Consider the following 24,947-nt stretch of genomic DNA (forward strand, 5'->3'; position numbering starts at 1 on the left):
CTCCCCGGACGCGTAGCTTTAGCGGCAACACGCGTCTGTAGGAGCAGTCTTGGCACGGAAGATCGGCAGCCGGTACACCGCGAACCAGATCCTGGGACGGGGCAGCGCAGGCACGGTGTGGCTGGGCGAGGGACCGGACGGGCCCGTCGCCATCAAGCTGCTGCGCGAGGACCTCGCGTCCGACCAGGAACTCGTCTCACGCTTCGTGCAGGAGCGCACGGCGCTGCTCGGCCTGGAACACCCCAACATCGTCTCGGTGCGCGACCTCGTCGTCGACGGCAACGACCTGGCCCTCGTCATGGACCTGGTCCGCGGCACCGACCTGCGCACCCGCCTGGAGCGGGAGCGGCGGCTCGCCCCCGAGGCCGCGGTCGCCGTCGTCGCGGACGTCGCGGAGGCACTGGCGGCGGCACACGCGGCCGGGGTGGTGCACCGGGACGTCAAGCCCGAGAACGTGCTGCTGGACATGCAGGGGCCGCTCGGACCCGGCGGTGCGCACCCCGCGCTGCTGACCGACTTCGGGGTCGCGAAGCTGATCGACACCCCCAAGCGGACCCGCGCCACGAAGATCATCGGGACCCCGGACTATCTGGCACCGGAGATCGTGGAGGGCCTGCCGCCGCGGGCCGCCGTCGACATCTACGCCCTCGCGACCGTGCTGTACGAGCTGCTGGCCGGGTTCACCCCGTTCGGCGGCGGCCACCCGGGCGCGGTGCTGCGCCGGCACGTGACCGAGACGGTCGCGCCGCTGCCGGGCATCCCGGACGAGCTGTGGCAGCTGCTCGTACAGTGCCTGGCGAAGGCGCCCGCCTCGCGGCTGCGGGCCTCCGAGCTGGCGGCGCGGCTGCGGGAGCAGCTGCCCCAGCTGGCCGGGATGCCGCCGCTGGACGTGGACGAGCCGGACGCGGAGCCGGCGCCGCAGGCCGCCGGGCCCTCGGCGGCGGCACCGGCGCCCGGCGAGCGGGCGCGCAGGCGCGGCTCGGTGTCGCTGGTCCCCGGCGCGCAGCCGGACTCCAACCGGGACACCCACACCTCGATGCGGGTGCCGGGAGCCGACGAGCTGGCGGGCGGCGCCCGGGGCACCGCGCGCGTGCCCCGCGCCTCCGGCGCCGCGCGCCCCGGGTCGGCCCGGCACCGCGCGGCGGCCCGGCGCCGGCGGGTGACGCTGGGAGTGGCGGGCGCGCTGCTCGCGGCGGCGATCGGCGTCGGCACCTGGCTGGCCACCTCGGGCGACGACGCGGGCGCCACCCCACAGACCCCGCACACCTCCACCACACCCTGACGTGCGCTCCGCGGGTTGGGCCGCGCTGTGCCGCTGGCTGTTCGGTGCCGGGCCTGTGGTCAGTCGGGGGTCCGTCGCACGCCGGTCTCGCCACCGCGCCGCGGCGGCGTGGGGTCAGGCCACGCAGACGACCGGGTGACGTTCCCCACGGTGTGCCCTGCGGGTGGGGCCGCGTTGTGCCGTCGGCCTTCCGGGGCCGGCGTCGTGGTCGGGTGTGTAGTGGGCGTGCTCTGCGGGTTGGGTCGTGTTCTGTCGTCGGCTGTCTGGGGCGGGGTGGTGGGCGGTCGGGGGGTTTCGGGTGTGGGTCGGGGCGGGTGCCGGGTCGGGCATGTACGCGTCGGCGATGTCGTGACGGTCCTCACGGGGTGCGCCGTCGGTGGGGTCGCGTCGGCCTTTCGGGGCTGGCGTTGTGGTCGGGTGTGTGGTGCGGTGTGCCTCGGGCTGGTTGCCGCGCCGGGTCCGCGATGCGGTGACGTTGCCCACGGGGGGCTTCGCCGGGTGGGCCGACTTGTGCCGCCGCTCGCCGGGGCCGTTGCCGTGCCGCGACGGCCTCAGCCGGGAGACGCATGGGCGTACGGCAGCCGTGAGGTTGCCCACGGGGCGCTCCGCCGGGTGGGCCGTGTTGTGCCGTCGGCCGTCCGGGCCGGGGGTGTGGTCGGGCGGGTGGTTTCGGCGCACCGCCGGCTCGCTGCCGCATCGTGACGGTGCCCGGCAGGACGCGCACACGTGCACGATCGCTCCGTGGGCTCGGTCGGGCGGAGGGTGCCGGGCGGGCGAGGCCGGTTGCCATTGCCGTTAGTCTGGAGGCGTGGCAGTCGTCGATGTATCCGAAGAGCTGAAGTCCCTCTCCTCGACCATGGAGTCGATCGAGGCCGTCCTGGACCTCGACAGGATGAGGGCCGACATCGCCGTGCTTGAGGAGCAGGCGGCGGCGCCGTCCCTGTGGGACAACCCGGACGAGGCGCAGAAGATCACCAGCAAGCTCTCCCACCTCCAGGCCGAGGTCAGGAAGGCGGAGGCGCTGCGCGGCCGGATCGACGATCTCGGCGTGCTCTTCGAGCTGGCCGAGGCCGAGGACGACCCCGACACCCGCGCCGAGGCCGAGGCCGAGCTGACCGAGGTCAGGAAGGCGCTGGACGAGATGGAGGTCCGCACGCTGCTCAGCGGGGAGTACGACGCGCGCGAGGCGCTCGTCAACATCCGCGCCGAGGCCGGCGGCGTCGACGCGGCCGACTTCGCCGAGAAGCTCCAGCGCATGTATCTGCGCTGGGCCGAGCAGCGCGGATACAAGACCGAGGTCTACGAGACGTCGTACGCGGAGGAGGCCGGCATCAAGTCGACCACCTTCGCCGTGCAGGTCCCCTACGCCTACGGCACCCTCTCCGTGGAGCAGGGCACGCACCGGCTGGTGCGCATCTCGCCCTTCGACAACCAGGGGCGCCGCCAGACCTCCTTCGCCGGCGTCGAGGTCCTGCCCGTCGTCGAGCAGTCCGACCACGTCGAGATCGACGAGTCCGAGCTGCGCATCGACGTGTACCGGTCCTCCGGCCCGGGCGGTCAGGGCGTCAACACCACCGACTCCGCGGTCCGCATCACCCACCTCCCCACCGGCATCGTGGTCTCCTGCCAGAACGAGCGGTCGCAGATCCAGAACAAGGCCACCGCGATGAACGTTCTCCAGGCCAAGCTGCTGGAGCGGCGCAGGCAGGAGGAGCAGGCCAGGATGGACGCCCTCAAGGGCGACGGCGGCAACTCCTGGGGCAACCAGATGCGTTCGTACGTGCTGCACCCGTACCAGATGGTCAAGGACCTGCGCACGGAGTTCGAGGTCGGCAACCCGGAGGCCGTGTTCAACGGTGAGATCGACGGCTTCCTGGAGGCCGGGATTCGCTGGCGCAAGCAGCAGGAGAAGTAACCGAAGCAGCCAAGTCGACCATGACAACTGCCGTCCTTGGGGCGGCAGTTGTCATTTGTCCGGGTTTTACATCACAGTCACAGGCGCCAACTCCCCGTAAATGCCCTGACGCTGGACATTGCGCACGCAACGGCCTTGACGATTCCTTGGAAAATCGGAAGGGTGAACCGTGCCATGCGTATCTCTGGGGCGCATGTGAACCGGGGGGCGTGAAGGACTTGTTGGACACGGACTTCACCGGCTACCCCCGTCGATCACGGCCGGCCCCATGCGCCGCACACTGACATCAGCTACTGGGGGTAGCAACCAGATGACCAAGAAGACGCGGATCCGGATCGCGCGGATCGCGGCCGGTGCCGTGATCGCGGCCGGCGCCTCGCTGACGGCGGCCGGCGCCGCCTCCGCCAGCGAGTCGGAGGACTGCCTGCTCGGCGTCCTCTGCGCCGCCGACGAGTCGCCGAGCCCGGACCCCACCGACACCGGCATCCCGACCACCCCGGAGTCGCCGCCGGAGACCTCCGTGCCCTCGAACGAGCCGACGGAGCCCACGGAGGAGCCCACCGAGCCCACGGAGGAGCCCACCGAGCCGACCGAGGAGCCCACCTCCGCCCCGACCCACGGCAATGGGAACGGCAACGGCAATGGCAACGGGAACGGCAATGGCAACGGAAACAGCGGCGGCAACAGCAACACCGACCCCAAGGGCGGCTCCGGCAGCTCGGCCCAGGAGGGCGGCTCCTCCGCCCTGACCAGTACCGGTTCGGACACCCCGGCCGCCGGCGCCCAGGCCCAGGGCAGCGGCGACGAGCTGGCCGAGACGGGTGCCGGGCAGACCGCGTTCCTGATCGCGGGCGCCGCCACCATGATCGCCGGTGGTGTCGCCTTCCGCGTCCTGCCGCGCCTCGCGGGCGGTCGGGGCGGCACCGCCGCCTGAGCGCGAAGGACAGTGGTCGGGCTCACACGGTTCGTATGTGTGATGCATGACGAAGGGCCCGGAGCCTGCCGCCTGCCGCTCCGGGCCCTTCGGCCGTCCTCAGCCGCTCTGTGGTCCGCTCACGCGGTCTGGTGCGCCACCAGCGCCACCGCGGCGATCAGCACCGCCAGCAGCGCGATCAGCGCCATCGGGTTCAGACCGGCGAGGAAGCCGTCCTGGAAGAAGCCCTGCTGCTGCAGCCGCTCGCGGTTGGCCCGGCACACGGGGCACCGGCCTTCGCTCACGGGCGCCGCGCAGTTCGCGCACACCAACCGGTCGTACGTCATGCGCTCGCCCTCCTTGCACCGGCCGTCAACCGAACAACGCCTACGGGAACGAGAACGTTCCCCTCACCACTGTGCCAGGTTCCCGCGAAGCGTGCGCGGGTCACCGGCACCCGGCGGTCCCACGTACGAGCCCGATACCCGGCAGTACACCCCCGATACCCGGCACAAAAATGTACAAGCTCCGCACAACCTCGTCCGGCGCCTGCGCTCGCCCGCCGGGTTCGCGTATGGTCACGCACATCTACCCCCGGCGACCCGTGGTGCATCCGTGATCCGATTCGACAATGTCTCCAAGGTCTACCCCAAGCAGACCCGCCCCGCGCTCAGGGACGTGTCCCTGGAAGTGGAGAAGGGCGAGTTCGTCTTCCTCGTGGGGTCCTCCGGCTCCGGAAAGTCCACCTTCCTGCGGCTGATCCTCCGCGAGGAGCGGTGCAGCCACGGCCAGGTGCATGTCCTGGGCAAGGACCTCGCGCGCGTATCCAACTGGAAGGTGCCGCAGGTCCGGCGCCAGCTCGGAACGGTCTTCCAGGACTTCCGGCTCCTGCCGAACAAGACGGTCGCGGAGAACGTGGCCTTCGCCCAGGAGGTCATCGGCAAGTCGCGCGGAGAGATCCGCAAGTCCGTGCCGCAGGTGCTCGACCTCGTCGGGCTCGGCGGCAAGGAGCAACGCATGCCCGGCGAGCTGTCCGGTGGTGAGCAGCAGCGCGTGGCCATCGCGCGCGCCTTCGTCAACCGGCCCAAGCTGCTCATCTGCGACGAGCCCACCGGCAACCTCGACCCGCAGACCTCCGTCGGCATCATGAAGCTGCTCGACCGGATCAACCGGACCGGCACGACCGTGGTGATGGCGACGCACGACCAGAACATCGTGGACCAGATGCGCAAGCGCGTCATCGAGCTGGAGAAGGGACGCCTCGTGCGCGACCAGGCCCGCGGCGTCTACGGCTACCAGCACTGACACCGCACAAGTTCCACGGAAAGGCTTGATCCGACGCCATGCGCGCCCAGTTCGTACTGTCGGAGATCGGTGTAGGTCTCCGCCGCAATCTGACGATGACCTTCGCCGTCATCGTCTCCGTCGCCCTGTCCCTGGCCCTGTTCGGCGGCTCGCTGCTGATGAGCGACCAGGTGACCACCATGAAGGGCTACTGGTACGACAAGGTCAACGTCTCGATCTTCCTCTGCAACAAGAGTGACGCCGAGTCGGACCCCAACTGCGCCAAGGGCGCGGCCACCGAGGACCAGAAGAAGCAGATCCTCGCCGACCTGCAGAAGATGGCGGTCGTCCAGAAGGTCACCTACGAGTCGCAGGACGAGGCGTACAAGCACTACAAGCAGCAGTTCGGCGACTCCCCGCTGGCCAGTTCGCTCACCCCGGACCAGATGCAGGAGTCGTACCGGATCAAGCTGAAGGACCCGGAGAAGTACCAGGTCATCGCGACCGCCTTCAACGGGCGTGACGGCGTGCAGTCGGTGCAGGACCAAAAGGGGATTCTGGACAACCTGTTCGGCCTGCTCAATCTGATGAACAGCGCGGCGCTCGGCGTGATGGCGCTGATGCTGGTCGTCGCCCTGCTGCTGATCGTCAACACGGTGCGCGTCTCGGCGTTCAGCCGACGGCGTGAGACCGGGATCATGCGGCTGGTCGGCGCCTCCGGCTTCTACATCCAGGCGCCGTTCATCATGGAGGCCGCGGTCGCCGGGCTCATCGGCGGCGCTCTGGCCTGCGTCTTCCTCGTGGTCGGGCGGTACTTCACCGTCGACCACGGCATGGCCTTGTCATCCAAGCTGAACCTGATCAACTTCGTCGGCTGGGACGCCGTGTTCACCAAGCTCCCGCTGATCCTCGCGGCGAGCCTGCTGATGCCCGCACTTGCCGCTTTCTTCGCGCTGCGCAAGTACCTGAAGGTGTGACGCACGCCAAGAGGGCCGTGAGGTCAACCGGCCGTACGGCCCTTCGCGTTGTCCTAGACTCACCGGCATGTCAGGCAGCGACCCCTTCTGTCAGTCCCGCCGCTTCCGCCGTGGGGCGGCCCTGACCTTGGTCTTCGCCGGTGCGCTCGTCACCGGTGCCGCGACCGGCTCCTTCCCCGACCCCGCCGGCTCCGGCCGCGGGGCCGCCTTCCAGGGCGCGGCCCGCGCGACCGTCCGGCCCGAGGCCGTCCAGAAGGCCGCCGCCGAGGCCATGGCCGACGGCAAGTCCCCCATGGAGGCGGCCGAACGCGCGGTGAGCCGCAGCGGGGACCGCTGGGGCGCCGTCTACTCCCAGGGCGAGTACCAGGAGTTCAAGGAGGCACTCGACGGCCAGTACACCGGCGTCGGCCTGTGGGCGCGGCGCGCGGGCGACGGCCGTATCGAGGTGACCAAGGTGCAGTCCGGGTCGCCCGCGGCCACCGCCCGGATCCGCAAGGGCGACCGGCTGCGCAGCGTCGACGGCACCGCGGTCGACGGGCGGCCGGTCACCGAGGTGGTCGCCCTGCTGCGCGGCGACGCGCTGGACGCCCCCGCGGGCACCGCCGTCCGGCTCGGCCTGGAGCGCGGCGCGCGCACCTGGAGCGAGACCCTGCGCCGGGCCCGGCTGTCCACCGACTCCGTGACCGTCCGCAGGCTCTCCGCGGGCGTCACCGTCATCAGGATCGACGCCTTCACCAAGGGCGCGGGCGACGTCGTGCGCAGCGCCGTGCGGCAGACCCCGGCCGGCGCCGGGATCGTCCTCGATCTGCGCGGCAACTCCGGCGGCCTGGTCACCGAGGCCGTCACCGCGGCCTCCGCCTTCCTCGACGGCGGACTCGTGGCCACCTACGACGTCGACGGCGAGCAGCGCGCCCTGCACGCCGAGGCCCGCGGCGACACCACCAGACCCCTGGTCGCGCTCGTCGACGGCGGCACGATGAGCGCGGCCGAACTGCTCACCGGCGCCCTCCAGGACCGGGGCCGCGCGGTCGTGGTCGGTTCCCGCACCTTCGGCAAGGGCTCGATCCAGATGCCGACCCGGCTGCCCGACGGCTCCGTCGCCGAGCTGACCGTCGGCCACTACCGCACCCCCTCCGGGCACACCGTCGACGGCCGGGGCATCACCCCCGACCTGGTGGCCGGCCGGCGGGCGCTGGAGCGGGCCGAGACCGTGCTCAGCGGGCTCGGCGACCCCTCGTAGCGCCGCGGTTTATCGGCTTCCCCCACACCCCCTCCATGGTGCGAAAATGGTCGGCACTATGGCTAAGGAAAAAGGGCGCAAGCTGATCGCGCAGAACAAGAAGGCGCGGCACGACTACCACATCCTCGACACCTTCGAGGCCGGCCTGGTTCTCACCGGGACCGAGGTGAAGTCGCTGCGCCAGGGACGGGCCTCGCTGGTCGACGGCTTCGTGCAGCTCGACGCGCGCGAGGCGTGGCTGTACAACGTGCATGTGCCGGAGTACACCCAGGGCACCTGGACCAACCACAGCGCCCGCCGCAAGCGGAAGCTGCTGCTGCACCGCGAGGAGATCGAGAAGCTGGAGTCCAAGGCTCAGGAGACGGGTCACACGATCGTGCCGCTCGCGCTGTACTTCAAGGACGGCCGGGCCAAGATCGAGATCGCGCTCGCCAGGGGCAAGAAGGAGTACGACAAGCGCCAGACGCTGCGCGAGAAGCAGGACCGGCGCGAGGCGGACCGCGCGATGGCGGCGGCCCGGCGCAAGCAGCGCGGCCAGTCCTGACCGGCCGGCGGGAATACGCTGGCATGCGGGTGCGTTGGTCACGTACGATGGCAGCGCACCCCGGGGCGGGTGCATGACTTGAAAAGTCAATATGGGGATGATCGGTTTCGACAGCGGTTGTCGAAGCAGGGGAAGCGTGTCGAGGAAGCGGCCATGATCTCGTAAACCACAGGCCGAAAAAAATAATCGCCAATACCAAGCGCGATTCCTCCCAGCAGGCCTTCGCCCTCGCTGCCTGATAGGCAGCAAGAGCGAGCCTCCTACTAAAGGGAGTGTCAGCCCGGGGCTGTTCCCGACCCGGATCCTGGCATCAGCTAGGGGACTAAACCTCGATCCCGGTCACGGGGTGAAGAGGGAAACCAAACAGTGACTGAGCCCGTCGGAGACTTGTCCGCGTGATCTCCGGGGCTGAGAAAAGCGCAGCGGACTGCACACGGAGAAGCCCTGATTCCGCACCGTTGGACGCGGGTTCGATTCCCGCCATCTCCACACACACGACAGGCGATGTGCGCCCGCGGACTGCGCGGGCGCACATCGCCTTCGTCGTTGTCACGTTCCTGCGTCAGCCCAGCTCCACCGTGAGGAACCCGGTACCGGCCCCGGCCCGCGCGGTCCGCTCCCCGGCCGCGAGCGCCCAGGGCCGCGAGGGATCGCCGGCCGAGGCCCGCAGCGTGTCGCCCTCCCGTACGACGGTGAAGGTCATGTCCCCGACCCGCACCGTCACCGGTGCGCCGCGCGCCGGCCGGAACGCGCGCAGTGTGACCCCGTCGGCGTGGTCGTAGTCCGGCCGGTCGTCCACCGCGCCCACCGGGATCACCGCGCCCGGCCGCACGAGCAGCGGCACACTCAGAAAGCCGTGCCGCTCGCGCACCCAGCGCGGCCCGGTCACCGTCCGCCCGTCGGCGAAGCGGGTCCAGGTGCCCTCGGGCACGTAGTACGTCACATCCCCCTCGTCGCTGAACACCGGCGCGACCAGCAGATCCGGGCCGTGGATGACGTAGTACGTCAACTGCTGTGACTCGACGCTGAACTGGACCCGGGACACGGACTCCGAACCCACCTCGAAGGACACCTTGCCCGGATGGTCGACGAAGACGCCGTAGCCGGCGTCGGTGAGATAGAACGGGGCGTTCTTGTATGCCTGTTCGGTGGCCGTGCCGCCGTCGGCGTTCCAGATGTCGACGACCTGGCCGTTCTTGACCAGCGGCCCGAAACGCTCGCCGAGACCGTAGACGCCCGTGCCCACCCTGAGGTCCAGCTGCTCGCGCAGATAGTGCGCGCCGGTCGCATCCCGCATGATGCCCATGCCCTTGGCGCCGCTGCCGGTCAGGGTGCGCCCGCCGGCCAGGAAGTCGACCCGCCAGGGGCCGGTGCGGGCCACCCGGGCCGACAGGGTGCCGGAGGTGAGCAGCGCGTGCTCGTCGTCGTACGAGACCTGCGCCGCGCACTTTTGCCGCCGCACCTCGAACCGGGGGGTGCGCGGCTGCCCGCCCTCGAAATGGGTGAACGTGATGCCGATGACATCGGGCAGCGGGGCATGGACGCTGATCGTCACGACCGGTCCCGTCAGCAGGTCGCCACGGTGGCGGACGGGCCGGGTCGGCGCGTGGATCTCCAGCGTGCCTCCCCCGCAGGGGGTGTCCCCAGCGGCGGTGACGTCGAGGACCTCGACCGGGTGGGCCGCGGTGACGCCCTCGCGCAACAGCCAGTAGCCGTCGGTGAACTTCACAGGGGCTCCCTACTTGACGGCACCCGCGGCGAGCCCGCGGATGAGCGTGCGCTGGAAGACGAGGAAGAAGACGACCGCCGGCAGCACACCGAGCAGGGCCGCCGCGCTGGTCATGGTGGCGTCCATCAGACGCTGGCCCTGTAGGACGCCGAGCGCCACCGACACGGTCTGGTTGTCGCTGGAGACCAGCATGACCAGGGGGAGCAGGAACTCGTTCCAGGTCCAGACGAAGAAGAACACCAGGAGCACGCCGAGGGTGGGCCGGCTGACGGGGACCACGATCCGCCACAGCACCTGCCATGTGTTCGCCCCGTCGATGCGGGCCGCCTCGATGATCTCCCGCGGGAACCGGCACAGCACCGAGGACAGCAGATATGTGCCGAAGGCCGCCTGGATCACCGTGAACACGATGATCACGCCGATCCGGGTGTCGTACAGGCCCGCCTGCTTGCTCAGGTAGTAGAGCGGATAGACCAGCGCCTCCTGCGGCAGCACGTTCGCGAGCACGAAGAACGCCAGCACCCAGGTACGGCCCTTGATCCGGCCGATGCCGATCGCATAGGCGTTGAGCACCGACACGACGACCGCGAGGACCGCCACCGAGCCGCTGATCAGCACGGAGTTGAGGAGCTTCTGGCCGTAGTCGACGCGCTGCCAGAAGTCCTTCAGACCCTCCAGATGGACGCCGTCGGGCAGGCCGAGCGGGCCGTTCCGGGAGTACTCCGCCGGTGGCCCGGACCCCGGGACGCGCGAAGAGACGACGGTAGGGGGCCAGGGGGGTCGCCTTGACGGGGGTTGGGCCGGCCTGCTGGGACCAGGGGTCGGGGTGGGGCGTGGCGGGGGGTGAGGTGGTTGTCCGGGTGGGGGCGTGGGTGCGGGTGTGGGTGGGGGGCTCGGGTGGTGCTTCGGGGGAGGGGTCGGTGTGTGTTCTGGCGGGGGCTTGGGTGGTTGTCCGGCTGGAGGGGTGAGTCACGGGCTCGGGGGCTGTTCGGGCCGGTGGCGCAGCGGGTGCCGTGCGGGGTGCTGCGGGCCCTGATGCGGAGGGCGTCGCGGGTTTCGCGGGTGCGTCGCGGGCCGCTTCCGTCTGCTGCCGAGGCAGCGCCGCGGCGGCCGGCTGCGGGCGCGCCTCAGGCCGTGCTTTGGGGGACGGGTCGGTCTGGGGTTCGGCGGGGGGCGGTGGCATGGGGTTACCGTCGTCCGGGGGTGGCCGCGGGGTCCAACACCTGTTCGGGGCGGATTCACGCACATCCGTTGTAGATTCCGCAGGTGCCCGCTCCCGCCCACCTCGACCCCCGCCTTCTGCGCGCCTTCGTCACCGTCGCCGAGGAACTGCACTTCACCCGGGCCGCCGCCCGTCTGTATGTCGCCCAGCAGGCGCTCAGCCGGGACGTGCGGCGGCTGGAACGGGAGCTGGGCGCCGAGCTGTTCCTGCGTACGACGCGGCAGGTGACGCTGACCGCCGACGGCGCGCGCCTGCTGCCGTACGCCCGTCGGGTGCTCGCCGCCCAGGACGACCTGCTCGCAGCCGCCGGCCGGGCCCGGCCCCTGCTGGTCGACCTGAACCTGCCGGGCCTGGCCACCGGCCGCCGGGTGCTGCACCGGGCCCGCGAGCTGGCCCCGGAACACGAGCTGATGGCCCGCTACGAGAGCGGGCTGACCGGGGCGGCGGCCGAACTCCTCGCGGGCCGGCTCGACGCCTCCTTCGGCCGGTTCGCCGGCCTCGGCCCGGTGCTGCGGGCCGGACTCGAACAGCAGCCGGTCCGCTATGAACCCATGGCCCTGGTACTGCCCGACGACCATCCGCTGGCCCCGCTGGAGGCGGTGCCGATGGCCGCGCTCGCGGGCGAGACCGTGTACGCCGGGGCCGGCAATCCGCGCACCCCCGAGTGGACCGACCTCGCGCGTTGCCTCTTCCAGGGGTGGGACATCCGGCTCGCGCCGCCTCTTCCGCCGGCCGTCGGGGACGAGGAGTTCGAGCGGGTGATGGCGAAGACGCGGAACCCGATTCTCGCCGTGGTGGGCTTTCCGGCCATGCCCCGCACGGTTATACGCCCACTCGTCGATCCTGTCCCGCTCTCGCCCGTGTCACTCGTGTGGCGAAAGGGGCTGGTCCATCCTGGATTCGACGCGCTTCGGCGGGCGGCGGCCGAGGTCGCCGCCGCGGAGGGGTGGCTGCGGCGGCCCGCCGAGGGATGGATTTCGGCCATGGATCAGGAAGTGATGTGTGCCAGGAACTGATACGCGGTGACCACACATCCTTCGCGTACGCTACATTCGTGGCCCCGAGCATGCTGTGGTAAAGGGGGCGCTCGGGCCGGGTGGGGGCTCGGTTCGATCGACGGGTGCTCGGTGTCGTGAGCGCACCCGGAACTGTCCCGTGGGGGGATGTGCGCGCGTGAAGAAGTGGCGAGAAGACGCCCAACCGGAACGGTCCGACGTCGCAGCGACGACCCGGAACCTTCCCGTGACCGGGGGCGATACCCGGGCATTCCCGGAGACTCGGGCATACCCGGAGATAGGAAGCACGACCGCCCTCCGCGCGGACCGGGGTCCAGACAGTGGGCCTGACGATGCGTTCGACGGCTGGTTCGGCAGCCGGTCCGCCGACCGGTTCGTCAGTGAATCCGGCGGCCGGTCCGGTGCAGGGCCGGACGTCCGGTCCGGCGCAGGCCCGGACGACGGGTCCGACGGCGGGACGGCGGACGACGGATCCCACGGCGGGACGGCGCAGGAGCGCGAGGTTCCGGAGACCGGGACCGGGACCAAGGCCGGGACCGAAGCTATTGCGGGTGCGGGGCGCGGCCGGCTCATATCCGATGCCGAAAAGACCGCGGTGCTGCCCGCGACCGGAGCGGGCGGCCCGGCCTGGCCCGGCGGGGCGTCCGGTCGTCCCGGCGCGGCCGCCGGCTCCGCGGGTTCGGCCGGTTCCGCCGGCGGCTCCGCCGGGTCCGCCATAGGCTCCGCCGGTTCTGCCGGTCGCGCGGGGCTCGTGCGGGACTCTGGAGCGTCCGGCTCCGCCGGTTCCGCGGGGCTCGCTCAGGACCCTGGTCCGGCCGGTTCCGCGGGCCGCGCGCGGGGTGCGGGTTCCGCCAGGCGCGCCCGTACGGCCGGTGCCACGGCGCCCTCGGGGGCGCTGCGTGACCCCTGGGACACCTCCCTCTCGGCCCTCTCGACCGGAGGTGAGGGCGGCGCGCCGACCGCGGACCCGTCCCACGATCCGCACGAGGTGACGGTCCAGCTCGATGCCGTACAGCTGGGCGACGCCCGGCTCCACCCGGTCGAGGGCGCCCGCCCCTCCGGCGGCCAGGACGGCTCCGACGGACCGGTCTTCGTCGACGAGTCGGGACGCCGCAGCCGCCGTTTCCGCCGCCTCGGCATGGTCGTCGGCCTCGCCTGCGCGGTCTACGCCGTCGTCATCGTCGCCACCCTCCTGTCCGGCAGCTCCGACGCCCCCTGGCTGCCCGTGCCGGGCGAGAACGCCGACCGCCCGGCGGGCAAGGTGGACACCTCCCCGATGCCCGCCGAGTCCGTCAGCCCCTCCAGCACCGGCACCGGCAGCGCCACCCCAGGGCCCACCCCGACGGCGAGCAACGGCACCACCCGGGAACCGGGCACGGGCGCCGCCCAGCCCGGCGCCACCACCAGCCCCGGCAGGACCGGCACGGCCACCGACCCGCAGCCGACGGCGAGCAGATCCACGTCCGGTTCGGGCGCCGGCGGCAGCGGCGGCGGCTCGACCGCAGGGCCCAAGCCCTCCACGGAGCCACCCCCCTCGGCCTCGCCCGACCCGAGCGACCCCGTCGACCCCGACGGCCCCTCACCCGACCCCTCCGAGTCCGCGGCCGGAGGCAGCGCCGGCACCGGCACGCTGGCCGGTGACTCGCCCGCCCCGGCGCCGATCGCCGAGGAGCCCGGCTCCACGGCATCGCCCGCCACCGACCCGTCCCCGGAGCACAACCTCTGATGGCACTTCGCACCCGCCGTCACCGGGCCGCGCCCGGCGCCGATGACGGCTCCCGGCGCCGCCGTGTGCCCATGCGCCTGCTGCTGCCCGTGCTCGTCCTCGTCGCCCTGATCGCGATGCTGATGCTGCGCGGCTACGTCCACAGCGAGATCCTCGCCGACCACCGCATCCAGCCCGAGGCCGCCTCCGACCGGGTACCGGAGAAAATCATCGACGGCGGCCCGGTCATCGACACCCGCGACGGTCGCACGAGCAGCCTGAGCGTCCCCGACCACCACCTGGTCCTCACCTTCGACGACGGCCCCGACCCGACCTGGACCCCGAAGGTCCTCGACGTACTGAAGAAGCACCACGCGCACGCCGTCTTCTTCGTCACCGGCACCATGACCTCCCGCTACCCGGAGCTGGTCAAGCGCATGGTCGACGAGGGTCACGAGGTCGGCCTGCACACCTTCAACCACCCCGACCTTTCCTACCAGTCGAAGAAGCGCATCGACTGGGAGCTGTCCCAGAACCAGCTGGCGATCACCGGGGCCGCCGGGATCCGCACCTCGCTGTTCCGGCCGCCGTACTCCTCCTTCGCCGACGCCATGGACAACAAGTCCTGGCCGGTCACCGAGTACATCGGCAGCCGCGGCTACATCACCGTCGTCAACAACACGGACAGCGAGGACTGGAAGAAGCCCGGCGTCGACGAGATCATCCGCCGCGCCACCCCGCACCACGGCAAGGGCGCCATCGTCCTGATGCACGACTCCGGTGGCGACCGCCACCAGACCGTGCAGGCCCTGGACCGGTTCCTGCCCGAACTCCAGGAACAGGGCTACCGGTTCGACAACCTGACCGAAGCACTCGGCGCGCCCAGCGCGCTCACCCCGGTCAGCGGCGTCGACCTGTGGAAGGGCAAGGCGTGGATCTTCCTGGTGCGCGCCGCGGACGACATCACCGGCGTGCTCGTCGTCGGCCTCGCGGTGATCGGCAGCCTGGTCATCGGGCGTTTCGTGCTGATGCTGCTGCTCTCCGGCCTGCACGCCCGCCGGGTGCGCCGCAAGGGCTTCAGCTGGGGTCCGCCGGTGACCGAGCCCGTCTCGGTGATCGTCCCGGCGTACAACGAGGCGAAGTGCATAGAGAACACCGTCAACTCGCTGATGGCGAGCGAGCACCCGATCGAGGTCATCGTCGTCGACGACGGTTCGACGGACGGCACGGCCCGGATCGTGGAGGCGATGGGCCTGCCGAATGTGCGCGTCGTACGGCAGCTGAACGCGGGCAAGCCGGCCGCGCTCAACCGCGGTCTGGCGAACGCCCGTCACGACCTGGTCGTGATGATGGACGGCGACACCGTCTTCGAACCGGCCACGGTCCGCGAGCTGGTGCAGCCCTTCGCCGACCCGCGCGTCGGCGCGGTCGCGGGCAACGCCAAGGTCGGCAACCGCGACTCGCTGATCGGCGCCTGGCAGCACATCGAGTATGTGATGGGCTTCAACCTCGACCGGCGCATGTACGACATCCTGCGCTGCATGCCGACGATCCCCGGCGCGGTGGGCGCGTTCCGCCGGTCGGCCCTGGAACGGATCGGCGGCATGAGCGACGACACGCTGGCCGAGGACACCGACGTCACCATGGCCCTGCACCGGGACGGCTGGCGCGTCGTCTACGCCGAGAACGCGCGCGCCTGGACGGAGGCCCCGGAGTCGGTCCAGCAACTGTGGTCGCAGCGCTACCGCTGGTCGTACGGCACCATGCAGGCGATCTGGAAGCACCGCCGCGCCCTGGTCGAACGGGGCCCGTCGGGCCGCTTCGGCCGGGTGGGCCTGCCGTTCGTGTCGCTGTTCATGGTCGTGGCCCCGCTGCTGGCGCCCCTGATCGACGTCTTCCTGCTGTACGGGGTGGTCTTCGGCCCGACGCAGAAGACCGTCGTGGCCTGGCTGGGCGTCCTGGCGATCCAGGCCGTGTGCGCGGCGTACGCGTTCCGCCTGGACCGCGAACGCATGACCCACCTCATCTCGCTGCCCCTGCAGCAGATCCTCTACCGCCAACTCATGTACGTCGTGCTGCTCCAGTCCTGGATCACGGCGCTCACCGGCGGCCGGCTGCGCTGGCAGAAGCTGCGCCGCACGGGCGTCGTCGAGGCACCGGGCGGACCGATGCCGCGCCAGCGGGCGCACAGCAGCAGTGATCGGAGGCCCGTGGCATGACCCACGGATACACGACCGGGACCGGCGCGGGCCAGGAGCCGACGCCGTCGTACGGCATTCCGCCGCAGCGGACGACGGGCCCCGCGGCCGGAACCGCGCCCTCTTCGGCCGGTGTCGCGGGGGTGGGCGGTGCGGTGGGCGCTGTCGGTGCCTCTGGGGCCGCCGGTGCTGCCGGGGTCGCCGGTGGTGCCGGGGTGACCGGTGCTACCGGGATCGCCGGTGTTGCCGGTGTCGGTGGTGCTGCCGTTGGGACCGGGCCGGCCAAGGCGTCCTCGGGGCGCGACCGCTACCTGGACCTGCTGCGCTCGATAGCCCTGGTCCGCGTGGTCGTCTACCACCTGTTCGGCTGGGCCTGGCTGACCGTGCTGTTCCCGTCGATGGGCGTGATGTTCGCGCTGGCCGGCTCCCTGATGGCACGCTCGCTCAAACGCCCCGCGCTCGGCGTGATCCGGGGCCGGATCCGTCGACTCCTGCCGCCGCTCTGGGCGTTCAGCGTGGTGGCGCTCGCGATGATGTTCGCGGGCGGCTGGAACCCGGTGAAGGACCCGGACAACGGCGGCACCTGGGGCCTCGTCAAGCTGATCGACTACATCATCCCGGTCGGCGCCCCGCCCTTCCCCTGGCACATCGGCTCGAAGTCGGGCCTGCTGGAGGACACCTGGGCGGTGCAGGCGGCGGGCCCGCTCTGGTACTTGCGCGCCTACCTGTGGTTCGTCGTGGCCTCCCCGCTGCTCCTGTGGGCGTTCCGGCGCGCACCCTGGCCGACCCTGCTGGCCCCCCTCGGCCTGACCGCGATCGTCAGCACGGGCCTGGTGACCATCCCCGGCGAGACCGGCAACGCGGTGACGGACTTCGCGGTCTACGGCGGCTGCTGGGTCCTGGGCTTCGCCCACCACGAAGGACTGCTCAAGCGCATACCCCGCTACCTCGCCGTCTCCTGCTCGGCGGTGGTCATGGCCTTCGGCCTGTGGTGGGCCTCCGGCCATCTGGGCCCCGACGGCTGGGACCTGAACGACATCCCGCTGGCGCAGGCGACGTGGTCCTTCGGGTTTGTGGTCATTCTGTTGCAGTACTCGCCGTCCTGGTCGGAGCTGCCGGGCCGGCTGGCGCGCTGGGACAAGCTGGTGACCCTGTCCAACAACCGCGCGGTCACCATCTACCTCTGGCACAACCTGCTGATCATGGCCACGGTCCCGATCATCGACCAGGCGTACAACCTGCCGTTCATGCAGAGCGAGCGCGCGACCGCCGCGCTCGACTCCACCTACATGCTGTGGATGTTCTTCCTGGTCTGGCCGCTGATCGGGCTGGCGATCCTCGCCTTCGGCTGGATCGAGGACTTCGCGGCGAAGCGGAGCCCGAGGCTGTGGCCCAACGGCGCGAAGCGCTCCGCGGGGCGCCGCAGAGCCTGACCGACCGCGCGGCCACCCACGGCACCGGCCATGTCACGGAACGGTCATCAACGCCCTTGCCGATGACGCCGATCGGTCCCCCTTGCCCCGCTTCGCGCCTGCCGCGCGGGCGGGGCGAGTCATATCGCCCTGGTGTGCCCGCGCCCGATCCGGCTACCGTGTCCACCCCACTCAACTGCCCCACTCAACTGCCCCACCAGGAGCCCACCGTGACCCGCCGCACCCGTCTGCTCACGACAGCCGCCGCCGGAGCGACGGCCGCACTGCTCCTCGCCGGGTGCGGCGGCAACGACGACGACACAGCCCCGAACGACAAGATCGCCGGCGCAGACACCACCCCCACAAAAACCACCTCCCCAACCCCCACCCACCCAACCCCCTCAAACCGCCCGAAGATCACCCTCCCGTCGGATCTGACCTACACCTTCGACTGGCCGAAGACGGGCGACCCGGACAAGGACGCGGTCCTGTCGGACAGCGAACAGTCCATCAAGGCGGTGGACCTGGCAATCGTCAACCAGAACGCGCTCGACGACGCCTACAGGTTCTATTACGAGGGTGAAGCAGCGGCTCAGACGCAACAGTTCATTGAGGCGTATGTCAAGGCACAGGCTCGTACGACGGGCAGCTACCGCTACTACAACCCCGTGGTGAACGTCAGCGGTGGCAACACGGCGTCGCTCGTCTACTGCGAGGATCAGGGTAAGGCGTACGACCTCTATTTGAAGACGAAGAAGGTCGACAAGACCCCAGTCACCAAGAACAGCTACGTCCTCTACAGCAGCCAGTTGACGAAGAACGACAAGGGTGTCTGGGCCGTCGAGAAGCTCATGTCGCAGAGGGGGAGCGCCAAGTGCCAGCCTTGAGCGTCGCAGCACGGTCGCTGGCCGCGCTGTCGTTGATCGGCTCGGTTGTGGTGGGTGCCGTCCCCGCCATGGCCGACAACAAGATCGGTGGCGGTGCCCAGACGCCCGCGCCCAGTGGGGAGACGTCGGGCGGTGTTGACGGCGACACCATCAGCTCACAGGCCGGAGTCATCGTCTACGACCGTTCCAAGAATGGGGCCGGTGGGGCTGTGGGGCCCTTGACGTCCACCACCAACTGGACGCCGCCTGCCTGTTGGTACGCGCCCAAGTACACGCCCGACCAACTCAAGGCGTACCTGGAGCCGATCTGGGCCGCCGACTCGACGGGTTACGAGTGGGACGCCCAGCAGCGCGACCGCTACGTCAAGGGCCACCCCTACACGGACTTCAACAAGGACAAGGCCGGCGACGGCTACTGGTGGGACTCGTACGTCAACAAGGACTTCCCGCCGGGCTGGGACAAGTGCAAAGAGCCCTACTTCTGGGTGGACAAAGGCGACCCCCCACCGGCCGACATCAAGAACGCCGTGACTCCCGAGATCCTTGCGGAACTGGCGTACAACGAGATCCGGGTGCCGAGCACGACGGTGGACCTGGCCCCCGCGGAGACGACGAAGGTCAACCTCCCCACCTGGGCCTGGCTGGACGGCGCCACGTTCAGGCCGGTATCGGTGACCGCTTCCGTTCCGGTCCTCGGCATCGAGGCGACGACCACGGCGGAACCGGTCTCGCTCAAGATCGACCCGGGTACCGCGGACGCGGTGACCTACCCCGCGTCCGGCGTCTGTGAGATCAACAACCACCGCATCGGCGAACCGTACGCCAAGGGCAAGTCCGACCGGACACCCCCGTGCGGAGTGAAGTACCTGCGTTCTTCGGGCAACGGCTCCTACCCGCTGAAGGCGACCATCACCTGGGAGATCCACTGGACCGGCACCGGCGGAGCGGGCGGTGATCTCGGGGAGGGCACTTTCGGCGTCACCCAGAACGTCGTCGTCCAGGAAATCCAGGCCGTCAACCGGTGAGAGGTGTCGCCGTCAAGGCGTAGCCCGCCCGTTGCCCCACCGGGGGGAACGGGCGCGCCGGTGTGCCGCGGAGGCGGATAGCGTGATTCCGCTTCGTCCGAGGGCACACCAGGGGAGCGGACCGCATGGCAGATCGACTGGCCGTCGACGACGACGAGTTGAAGCACTTCATGAGGCTGCTGAACAAGTCGAGCGATTCGTTGAAGGGCCTGCGCAGGGCGCTGGCCGACGCGACGGTCAGCGGCCTCGGCACCGATGACCTCGACTCCGCGTGCGAGGACTTCCAGGCGGCCTGGAAGTACGGCACCGAGCGGATCGGCGAGCAGACCGAGTCGCTGGCGAGGATCATCGGCGAGAGCAAGGACAGTTACCGGGAGGTCGACCGGGCCCTGGAAGCGGCGCTGAGGAAGGGCGCGCGCGGTACGGGCGGGGCCGTACGGTGACCACGGCTCCCGGCGCGGAGGCGAACCCGTACCCGCACCTTGGTTTCGACCCGGCACCGGGCGACACCCACTCCGTGCGTGACCTTCACAAGAAGCTGGCCTCGTGCGCCGAGGTGCTGGAGGAGACGCACGGCCTGGTGACGCGGTTGATGGACGGCAGCCACTGGAAGGGTGACGCAGCGGTCGCCTTCCGGGAGGAACTGCGGGGCGGTCCGCTGGCCCTCGATCTCAGGAACGCCGCGCACTCCATCCGCAAGGCCGCCGGGCAACTGGTCCGCTGGGAAGGTGAACTCGACGACTTCCAACGCCGGGCGGGCCGACTGGACGCGGACGCGCGGGACGCCCGGGACGTCCTGGACAAGGCGAGGGGGCGGGCGTCCGGGGCGCGGAGTTCCCCGGCCCTGGACAGGGAGGCCCACCCCGGCCATGACGACGCCCACAAGTCCCTGACCCAGGCGAACGCGGCCGTCGCGCACGCCGAGGCCGACCTGGACGCCATCATCCGCCGGGCGAGGAAGCTCGCCGAGGAACACGAGGAGAAGGCCCGACACCGGGCCACCAAGATCCAAACAGCAACAAAAAAACTGACCCCCCACCCCCCAGGCGTCCTAAAAACCACCCTGAACTGGCTAACAGACAACCTCCCAGACATCCTCACCTGGTCCGCGACCGTTGTCGGCATCGTTGCCCTCACCATGGCGACCGGAGGCACCGCAGCGGCCGTACTGCTGCTGGCTGCGTCCGCCCTCAGCGCCGGCGCCGCGGCGGGAAGACTGGCCGACCCGGCAGTGCGTGCCTCGCTCTGGGACGGGTTCCGGCGCCAGGAATTCGACGCGGATTTCTGGAGCAACGTGGTCGCAGTGACCGCGGATGGCTTGGGGATGCTGCCCGGACTGGGCGCCGTCACGAAGGGCACACCCGTACTGATGAGAGGGGTCGGGGAAGCAGGTGAGGCGCTCACGGCCGGACAGAGACTCGTCGCAGCGGGGGACCAGACGATGGCGAGTGCGCGAGAGTTCTCGGATCTGCACAACCCGATCACCACATGGGTCGTGGAGAAGGCGCCACGGCTGAGGCCAACGGTCGAGGCAACCGAAGCCGCCGCTCCCTGGGCCGGTTTCGCCACCGCGTCCTACGGACTGGCCGCGAGCAACTTCGACGCAATGGACAACGACGCTACAGCGAACATCGGTACCGGGATGGATGGCTACTTTCTCGGGCCGGTCAACGTGGGAGAAACAATCGATCTCGCTAGCCGGATCTTTCGCCCCTGATCCAGTAGCACTGATCACCTCGATCGAACCGTAAGGCGACACTCCTATGAACTCCACCGAAAGCACCCAGGCTTGGGGCCACGCCCCGACCCGCCGCGCCTGGGTGAAGCACATGGCCATCAACGTGGTGGGGCTCATTGGATGGCCCGCGAGCTGGCTCATGTTGCTCGGTGTCTCTATGTACACGCCGAACTGGTTCGTTTGGCTCTTCATGCCGTTTTTTCTCTACGGTTTCTACCGACTCTGCAACCAGTTGACATATTTCCGCTGGGCCGACCGTATGCGACGCGTCCTGCGTGAGTACCCCTGGCAATCGTTGGAAGGGGTACCGAGCGGCCTCGGAAAGCATCCAGCCGCTCAAGACGACGGCATGTGGTTCGAGTTCCGCAACCCGGACGACTTCGAGGAGAAGATTCCCTTGGTTTTTCTCAGGCACCAGCGATCGTACTGGTGGCTGAGACGCATGGACGGCCCGCGCACCAAGCCCAGGCGCAGGGCCCAGATCGAACCTCTCTGGTTTGCCGGTGATCCGCGCCTCCTGGCAGTTGTTGCGGCGCCGACCAGGGGCGGCAAGGCTCCCAAACGCCTCCATCTTCTCTATCAGCGCTCGGTGTTCGACAGTGGCCGCACCCCTCAGGCATGGCAGGTCGGCATCGTCGACAGCGAGCGTGCCCGCCGGGCCGGCGCCACATATGTGGCCCGTGTATCGCGCCCGCGTGTTTAGCATGAACCTCAATCAAAATCGTGTGATGCATTCGTGACGGCAACAGATCAGAATCTCTGCGTCCGACCCGGCGCGGGAGCTGAAGAGGAAGAAGACGGCATCTGGTTCGCCATGCCTCCGGGATTCGTATCGCTGCCCGTCGCTTCACTTCCCGCTTCGTCGGGCTCACTTGAGACATAAGAACTGAGCGCTGGCGTGGCGCCTCTTCTTTGCTCGGTGCCGGACGAGGCGACGCGCCAAAGGTTCCTCACAAGCCTGACGACCGCTCACCGGATGCTCTGCGCCTTGCGGTCGGAAGGAACTGTCCACTGTTCGCTCGGGCTGCATCGCGATGACACGGCAAGTGACGACAGAGGCGTTCTGCTCTCATTTTTCACGATCACTTGGATGAACACCTCGTGGGCCCCGCGTGGTGTCACTGCGGCCAGGGCTGTTACCACGGCCGAGGGCCATGGGAATATCGCGTACGACGAACTCGACTGCGGCCCCGTCGCATTCAGCGAGACGCTACGCGCGCCGAGGCCAGGCTCGGGTCTGCCGCAGATGCTGCTCCTCCAGCTCTGCGCCCACGTTCCGCACCCCGATGGCACGAGCCTGGTCCTGCTCACCCTGAGCACTACGGCGACATCTCACCGCGACGCCTACCGCACACTGCTCCGCCGGATCACGGCATGGGTCACCTTCGACGGCCCAAGGGGTTGACGCGCCCGCCGGTTTCCGGAACTGGGCCGAGGGCCCGCCCGGTAGGGGGCGGGCCTGTGGGGGTGGGTTAGCAGCCGCCGCAGTTGTAGTAGAGGACGTCCCAGTGGTTGCCCTCGTCGGCGTAGATGTTGCCGGCGCCGGACTGGTACTGGGGTGCGCCGTCGCCGCGGACGCCGATGTAGGTGAAGTTGCCCTTGACGTAGTTGGTGAGGCAGGTGCTCTTGGCGTAGTCGAGCTTGTAGCCGTTCCAGTGCGAGTACGTGCCGCTGGCGTGCCCGGTCTCCGTGCCGCCGGTGATGTTCAGCGCGCAGCCGGTGGAGCCCTTGAGGGTCTGGGCGCCCTGCGCGGTGGCGAGGTTGAGCTGATCGAAGGACGTGCACGTCGAGTTGTTGCGGTCGGAGCAGTTCCCGGACGACGACCAGGTGATGCCGGACGAGCGGAACATCGAGGTGGCGGTCGCGTGGGAGATCTTGGTGACGGCGGCAGCCTGGGCACCGTCCTGGGCGGCCAGGGCGTCCCCGGCGCCGGCGAGGACGGCAAACCCGGGGGCGACGGTGAGGGCGAGGGCCGTGAGGGCGGAACGGATCTTCATGGGGGGACCTTTCCTGCGGTCGGGCCGTGCTTCCTATGGGGCGGCTGTGCAGGTGGTGCAGGGAGATGGTGCCCGAGGTCTACGCGTGTCCGCCAGAGGTGACGGCCAGACGACTGCGTCATGTCTGCGACATCCTGGCGGGTACGCCTCGGTGCCTCGGTGCCTCGTCGCTTCGATGTCTCGACGGATGCGGGACCTTGCGATGAGGGCGTTCCGCGCTGTCGTAGCGCACACCGCACATCGGCGGCCCCGCGGCGCAGCCCTCAGGTGGTTATCGGCAGCGGGGTCCGCCGGGGCAGGGGAGCCAGTGCCTCGGACGGAAGGATCTCTTCCGTCTCCTCGTCGACCAGGGAGACGCGGATCGCCGGGTGCGGCGCGGAGGTGATGTCCGCCGTGATGTCCAGGGCGAACAACACGCTCACCGGACGGGACCCATCGGCGTCCGCGTACGTGCCCGCGTAGCGCAGCACCCGCCAGCCGTCGTCGTCCCAGTGGTCGAGCAGCGCCGAGCGGACCACGGGGCGCGCGGTCTCCCAGGCCATGGAGCGCTCCAGCAACTGCACGGTCGCCTCGACCGGTACGCGCTCACCGCCCGCCGACGGCAGCGGATTGCCGAACACCCGCAGCCGGGCCTGGCGCAGTGGCACCAGCCACAGATGGTCCAGGTCCGAGGAGACGGCAAGCAGCAGGGCCGCCGCGGCCAGGAGCAGGACCGCGGAGGCGCCGGGGCGCCCGGCGAGCGTCGACCACCAGGCGGTGTCCGCGGTGGCCGCCACCAGGCCGCCGGCCACGACGAGCCCGGCCCGGGTGAACGACCGTACGCCGATGGGGCCTTCGGAGCGGGCGCTGCATCCGCAGGACGACTCGGGCGCGGTCGCCCTGGCATACGCCAGGTAACCGGTGAAGCCGAGGCCGAGCGCCGCCGTGCCGAGTCCGGGAACGGTCGCGGCGAGTCCGGGAACGGAACCGGTGGGTACGGCCAACAGGGCGGCGGCCACAGCGAGTTCGACCCCGCCCACGGTCCGCAGTGCCAGCGTGGCCCGTCGGCCGTCGTTGAGCACCCGTACCAGCACGGTGTTGGCGGCCAGTTGGGCGGTGCGCCGGCCGAACAGCTTCGCCGCGCCGGTCAGTGCCAACAGCACTCCGCACACCAGCGGCGCCAGGTCGGAGAGGAGCGGGATCATGGCACCGCCCCTCAGTGCCCGAGTGCGACGCGGGCGATGTCGATGTGGTTGTCCGCGGGCCGCCAGGCGCCGAGCACCTGCGCGGTCTGGCCGATCCGCATCCGCGACAGGTCGGAGGTGAGCGCGCCGCCCCGGTAGGAGGCGGTCGTGGTCTCGGGCACGACCCGGCCGACCAACTCGTGGTCGTTGTGGGCGAGGTGCAGCCGGTCCTTGGCGATGCCGCGGATCGTGCAGTAGACGTTCACGATGTTGACCCACACCGCGTCCGCCGCGATGGTGCCGTCGGGCATGGTCACCCCGCGGGCGTAGAGGCCGTCGCCGGTCTCGATGGCCTCCGCGGTGGTGGTGCGCAGCTTCCAGACGCTGGTGGCGTTGGTCAGCTGGACGAGGTGCCGCTCTCCGTGCGAGCCGGCGACGTCCAGCACGCTCCGGTTGACGGCGACGACGCGGCCCTCCGCGAACGCGGCGGAGACCGCCGGGTCGAGCGAGGGCATCGGCGCCGCGAAGGCCGCCTCGGCGTCGAGGCCGCCGAGCGCGGAGGCGCCGACGATGGTGGCGCCGCCGACGGCGGCCGTCGTGAGGAAGCGTCTGCGGTCCAGCCGGCGCCTGCCGGGTGTCTGGCTGTGGCTCATGTCGTCCTCTCCTGATCTCCTGATGCGATTACTGCGCTGGGTTCTGG

Annotated in this window: 22 protein-coding genes, 1 other RNA gene and 1 pseudogene; 18 read left to right on the plus strand and 6 right to left on the minus strand. The window is 70.3% G+C overall.

The features are described 5' to 3' along the window. Nucleotides 1–49 precede the first annotated feature (49 nt). From ABT245_RS22530 to ABT245_RS22540, 3 genes are all read left to right on the plus strand, one after another. The gene (locus ABT245_RS22530; RefSeq protein WP_351736242.1) at nt 50–1,282 is read left to right on the plus strand and encodes a serine/threonine-protein kinase; all 1,233 of its coding nucleotides are present in this window, start codon (nt 50–52) and stop codon (nt 1,280–1,282) included. A gap of 808 nt (nt 1,283–2,090) precedes the next feature. Beyond that, nucleotides 2,091–3,197, plus strand: coding sequence for a peptide chain release factor 2 (gene prfB / locus ABT245_RS22535; protein WP_351736244.1), 1,107 nt, complete (start codon nt 2,091–2,093; stop codon nt 3,195–3,197). Nucleotides 3,198–3,507: 310 nt separating this feature from the next. After that, nucleotides 3,508–4,131: a hypothetical protein gene (locus ABT245_RS22540; protein ID WP_351736246.1), complete on the plus strand. Its 624-nt coding sequence runs from the start codon at nt 3,508–3,510 to the stop codon at nt 4,129–4,131. A gap of 119 nt (nt 4,132–4,250) precedes the next feature. Here the strand turns inward: ABT245_RS22540 and ABT245_RS22545 are convergent, their stop codons facing one another. Next, nucleotides 4,251–4,457, minus strand: a complete 207-nt coding sequence (locus ABT245_RS22545) for a hypothetical protein (protein ID WP_351736248.1) — start codon at nt 4,455–4,457, stop codon at nt 4,251–4,253. A 268-nt stretch (nt 4,458–4,725) separates the two neighbouring features. On the opposite strand from ABT245_RS22545, the gene ftsE reads away from it, so the two are divergent. From ftsE to ssrA, 5 genes are all read left to right on the plus strand, one after another. Then, nucleotides 4,726–5,415, plus strand: coding sequence for a cell division ATP-binding protein FtsE (gene ftsE / locus ABT245_RS22550; protein WP_351736250.1), 690 nt, complete (start codon nt 4,726–4,728; stop codon nt 5,413–5,415). 38 nt (nt 5,416–5,453) lie between these two features. Beyond that, the gene (ftsX, locus tag ABT245_RS22555; protein ID WP_351736252.1) at nt 5,454–6,371 is read left to right on the plus strand and encodes a permease-like cell division protein FtsX; all 918 of its coding nucleotides are present in this window, start codon (nt 5,454–5,456) and stop codon (nt 6,369–6,371) included. 67 nt (nt 6,372–6,438) lie between these two features. After that, nucleotides 6,439–7,611, plus strand: coding sequence for a S41 family peptidase (locus tag ABT245_RS22560; protein ID WP_351736254.1), 1,173 nt, complete (start codon nt 6,439–6,441; stop codon nt 7,609–7,611). 58 nt (nt 7,612–7,669) lie between these two features. After that, nucleotides 7,670–8,155 carry an SsrA-binding protein SmpB gene (gene smpB / locus ABT245_RS22565; protein ID WP_351736256.1) on the plus strand — a complete coding sequence of 162 codons (486 nt, stop codon included), beginning with the start codon at nt 7,670–7,672 and terminating at the stop codon, nt 8,153–8,155. A 93-nt stretch (nt 8,156–8,248) separates the two neighbouring features. Beyond that, nucleotides 8,249–8,647: a transfer-messenger RNA gene (gene ssrA / locus ABT245_RS22570) on the plus strand. Nucleotides 8,648–8,717: 70 nt separating this feature from the next. Here the strand turns inward: ssrA and ABT245_RS22575 are convergent. Then, entirely contained in the window at nt 8,718–9,884 is a 1,167-nt protein-coding gene (locus tag ABT245_RS22575) for a glycoside hydrolase family 31 family protein (protein ID WP_351736258.1), read from the minus strand. Between the two features lie 9 nt (nt 9,885–9,893). Further along, nucleotides 9,894–10,613: pseudogene (locus tag ABT245_RS22580) on the minus strand (carbohydrate ABC transporter permease); the annotation flags it as partial. 537 nt (nt 10,614–11,150) lie between these two features. Between ABT245_RS22580 and ABT245_RS22585 the strand changes: the two are divergent. The 10 genes from ABT245_RS22585 (at nt 11,151) to ABT245_RS22630 (ending at nt 22,492) form a co-directional block, all read left to right on the plus strand. Beyond that, complete coding sequence (locus ABT245_RS22585; protein ID WP_351736260.1) at nt 11,151–12,122, plus strand: LysR family transcriptional regulator; 972 nt, start codon at nt 11,151–11,153, stop codon at nt 12,120–12,122. A 988-nt stretch (nt 12,123–13,110) separates the two neighbouring features. Further along, a complete protein-coding gene (locus tag ABT245_RS22590) occupies nt 13,111–13,848 on the plus strand; it encodes a hypothetical protein (RefSeq protein WP_351736262.1) in 738 nt (245 codons plus the stop codon). Beyond that, a complete protein-coding gene (locus ABT245_RS22595; RefSeq protein ID WP_351736264.1) occupies nt 13,848–16,046 on the plus strand; it encodes a bifunctional polysaccharide deacetylase/glycosyltransferase family 2 protein in 2,199 nt (732 codons plus the stop codon). The genes ABT245_RS22590 and ABT245_RS22595 overlap by 1 nt, the downstream gene beginning before the upstream one ends. Continuing rightward, entirely contained in the window at nt 16,043–17,458 is a 1,416-nt protein-coding gene (locus ABT245_RS22600) for an acyltransferase family protein (RefSeq protein WP_351736266.1), read from the plus strand. Before ABT245_RS22595 ends, ABT245_RS22600 begins: the two co-directional genes overlap by 4 nt. A 158-nt stretch (nt 17,459–17,616) precedes the next feature. Continuing rightward, nucleotides 17,617–18,324, plus strand: coding sequence for a hypothetical protein (locus ABT245_RS22605; protein WP_351736268.1), 708 nt, complete (start codon nt 17,617–17,619; stop codon nt 18,322–18,324). Then, the gene (locus ABT245_RS22610; RefSeq protein WP_351736270.1) at nt 18,312–19,349 is read left to right on the plus strand and encodes a hypothetical protein; all 1,038 of its coding nucleotides are present in this window, start codon (nt 18,312–18,314) and stop codon (nt 19,347–19,349) included. Before ABT245_RS22605 ends, ABT245_RS22610 begins: the two co-directional genes overlap by 13 nt. Before the next feature lie 125 nt (nt 19,350–19,474). Then, a complete protein-coding gene (locus ABT245_RS22615) occupies nt 19,475–19,792 on the plus strand; it encodes a DUF6317 family protein (protein WP_351736272.1) in 318 nt (105 codons plus the stop codon). Then, nucleotides 19,789–21,066 carry a hypothetical protein gene (locus ABT245_RS22620; protein WP_351736274.1) on the plus strand — a complete coding sequence of 426 codons (1,278 nt, stop codon included), beginning with the start codon at nt 19,789–19,791 and terminating at the stop codon, nt 21,064–21,066. The genes ABT245_RS22615 and ABT245_RS22620 overlap by 4 nt, the downstream gene beginning before the upstream one ends. A gap of 46 nt (nt 21,067–21,112) precedes the next feature. After that, the gene (locus tag ABT245_RS22625) at nt 21,113–21,790 is read left to right on the plus strand and encodes a hypothetical protein (protein WP_351736276.1); all 678 of its coding nucleotides are present in this window, start codon (nt 21,113–21,115) and stop codon (nt 21,788–21,790) included. 387 nt (nt 21,791–22,177) lie between these two features. After that, entirely contained in the window at nt 22,178–22,492 is a 315-nt protein-coding gene (locus ABT245_RS22630; RefSeq protein ID WP_351736278.1) for a hypothetical protein, read from the plus strand. 67 nt (nt 22,493–22,559) lie between these two features. Here ABT245_RS22630 and ABT245_RS22635 read toward each other — a convergent pair whose 3' ends face one another. From ABT245_RS22635 to ABT245_RS22645, 3 genes are all read right to left on the minus strand, one after another. Beyond that, nucleotides 22,560–23,084 carry a hypothetical protein gene (locus ABT245_RS22635; protein WP_351736280.1) on the minus strand — a complete coding sequence of 175 codons (525 nt, stop codon included), beginning with the start codon at nt 23,082–23,084 and terminating at the stop codon, nt 22,560–22,562. Between the two features lie 263 nt (nt 23,085–23,347). Next, complete coding sequence (locus tag ABT245_RS22640; protein ID WP_351736282.1) at nt 23,348–24,268, minus strand: MauE/DoxX family redox-associated membrane protein; 921 nt, start codon at nt 24,266–24,268, stop codon at nt 23,348–23,350. 11 nt (nt 24,269–24,279) lie between these two features. Beyond that, nucleotides 24,280–24,900, minus strand: coding sequence for a cell wall protein (locus ABT245_RS22645; protein WP_351736284.1), 621 nt, complete (start codon nt 24,898–24,900; stop codon nt 24,280–24,282). Nucleotides 24,901–24,947: the final 47 nt, after the last annotated feature.

The sequence above is a fragment of the Streptomyces sp. NPDC001508 genome (assembly GCF_040298665.1).
Classification (GTDB): Bacteria; Actinomycetota; Actinomycetes; order Streptomycetales; family Streptomycetaceae; genus Streptomyces.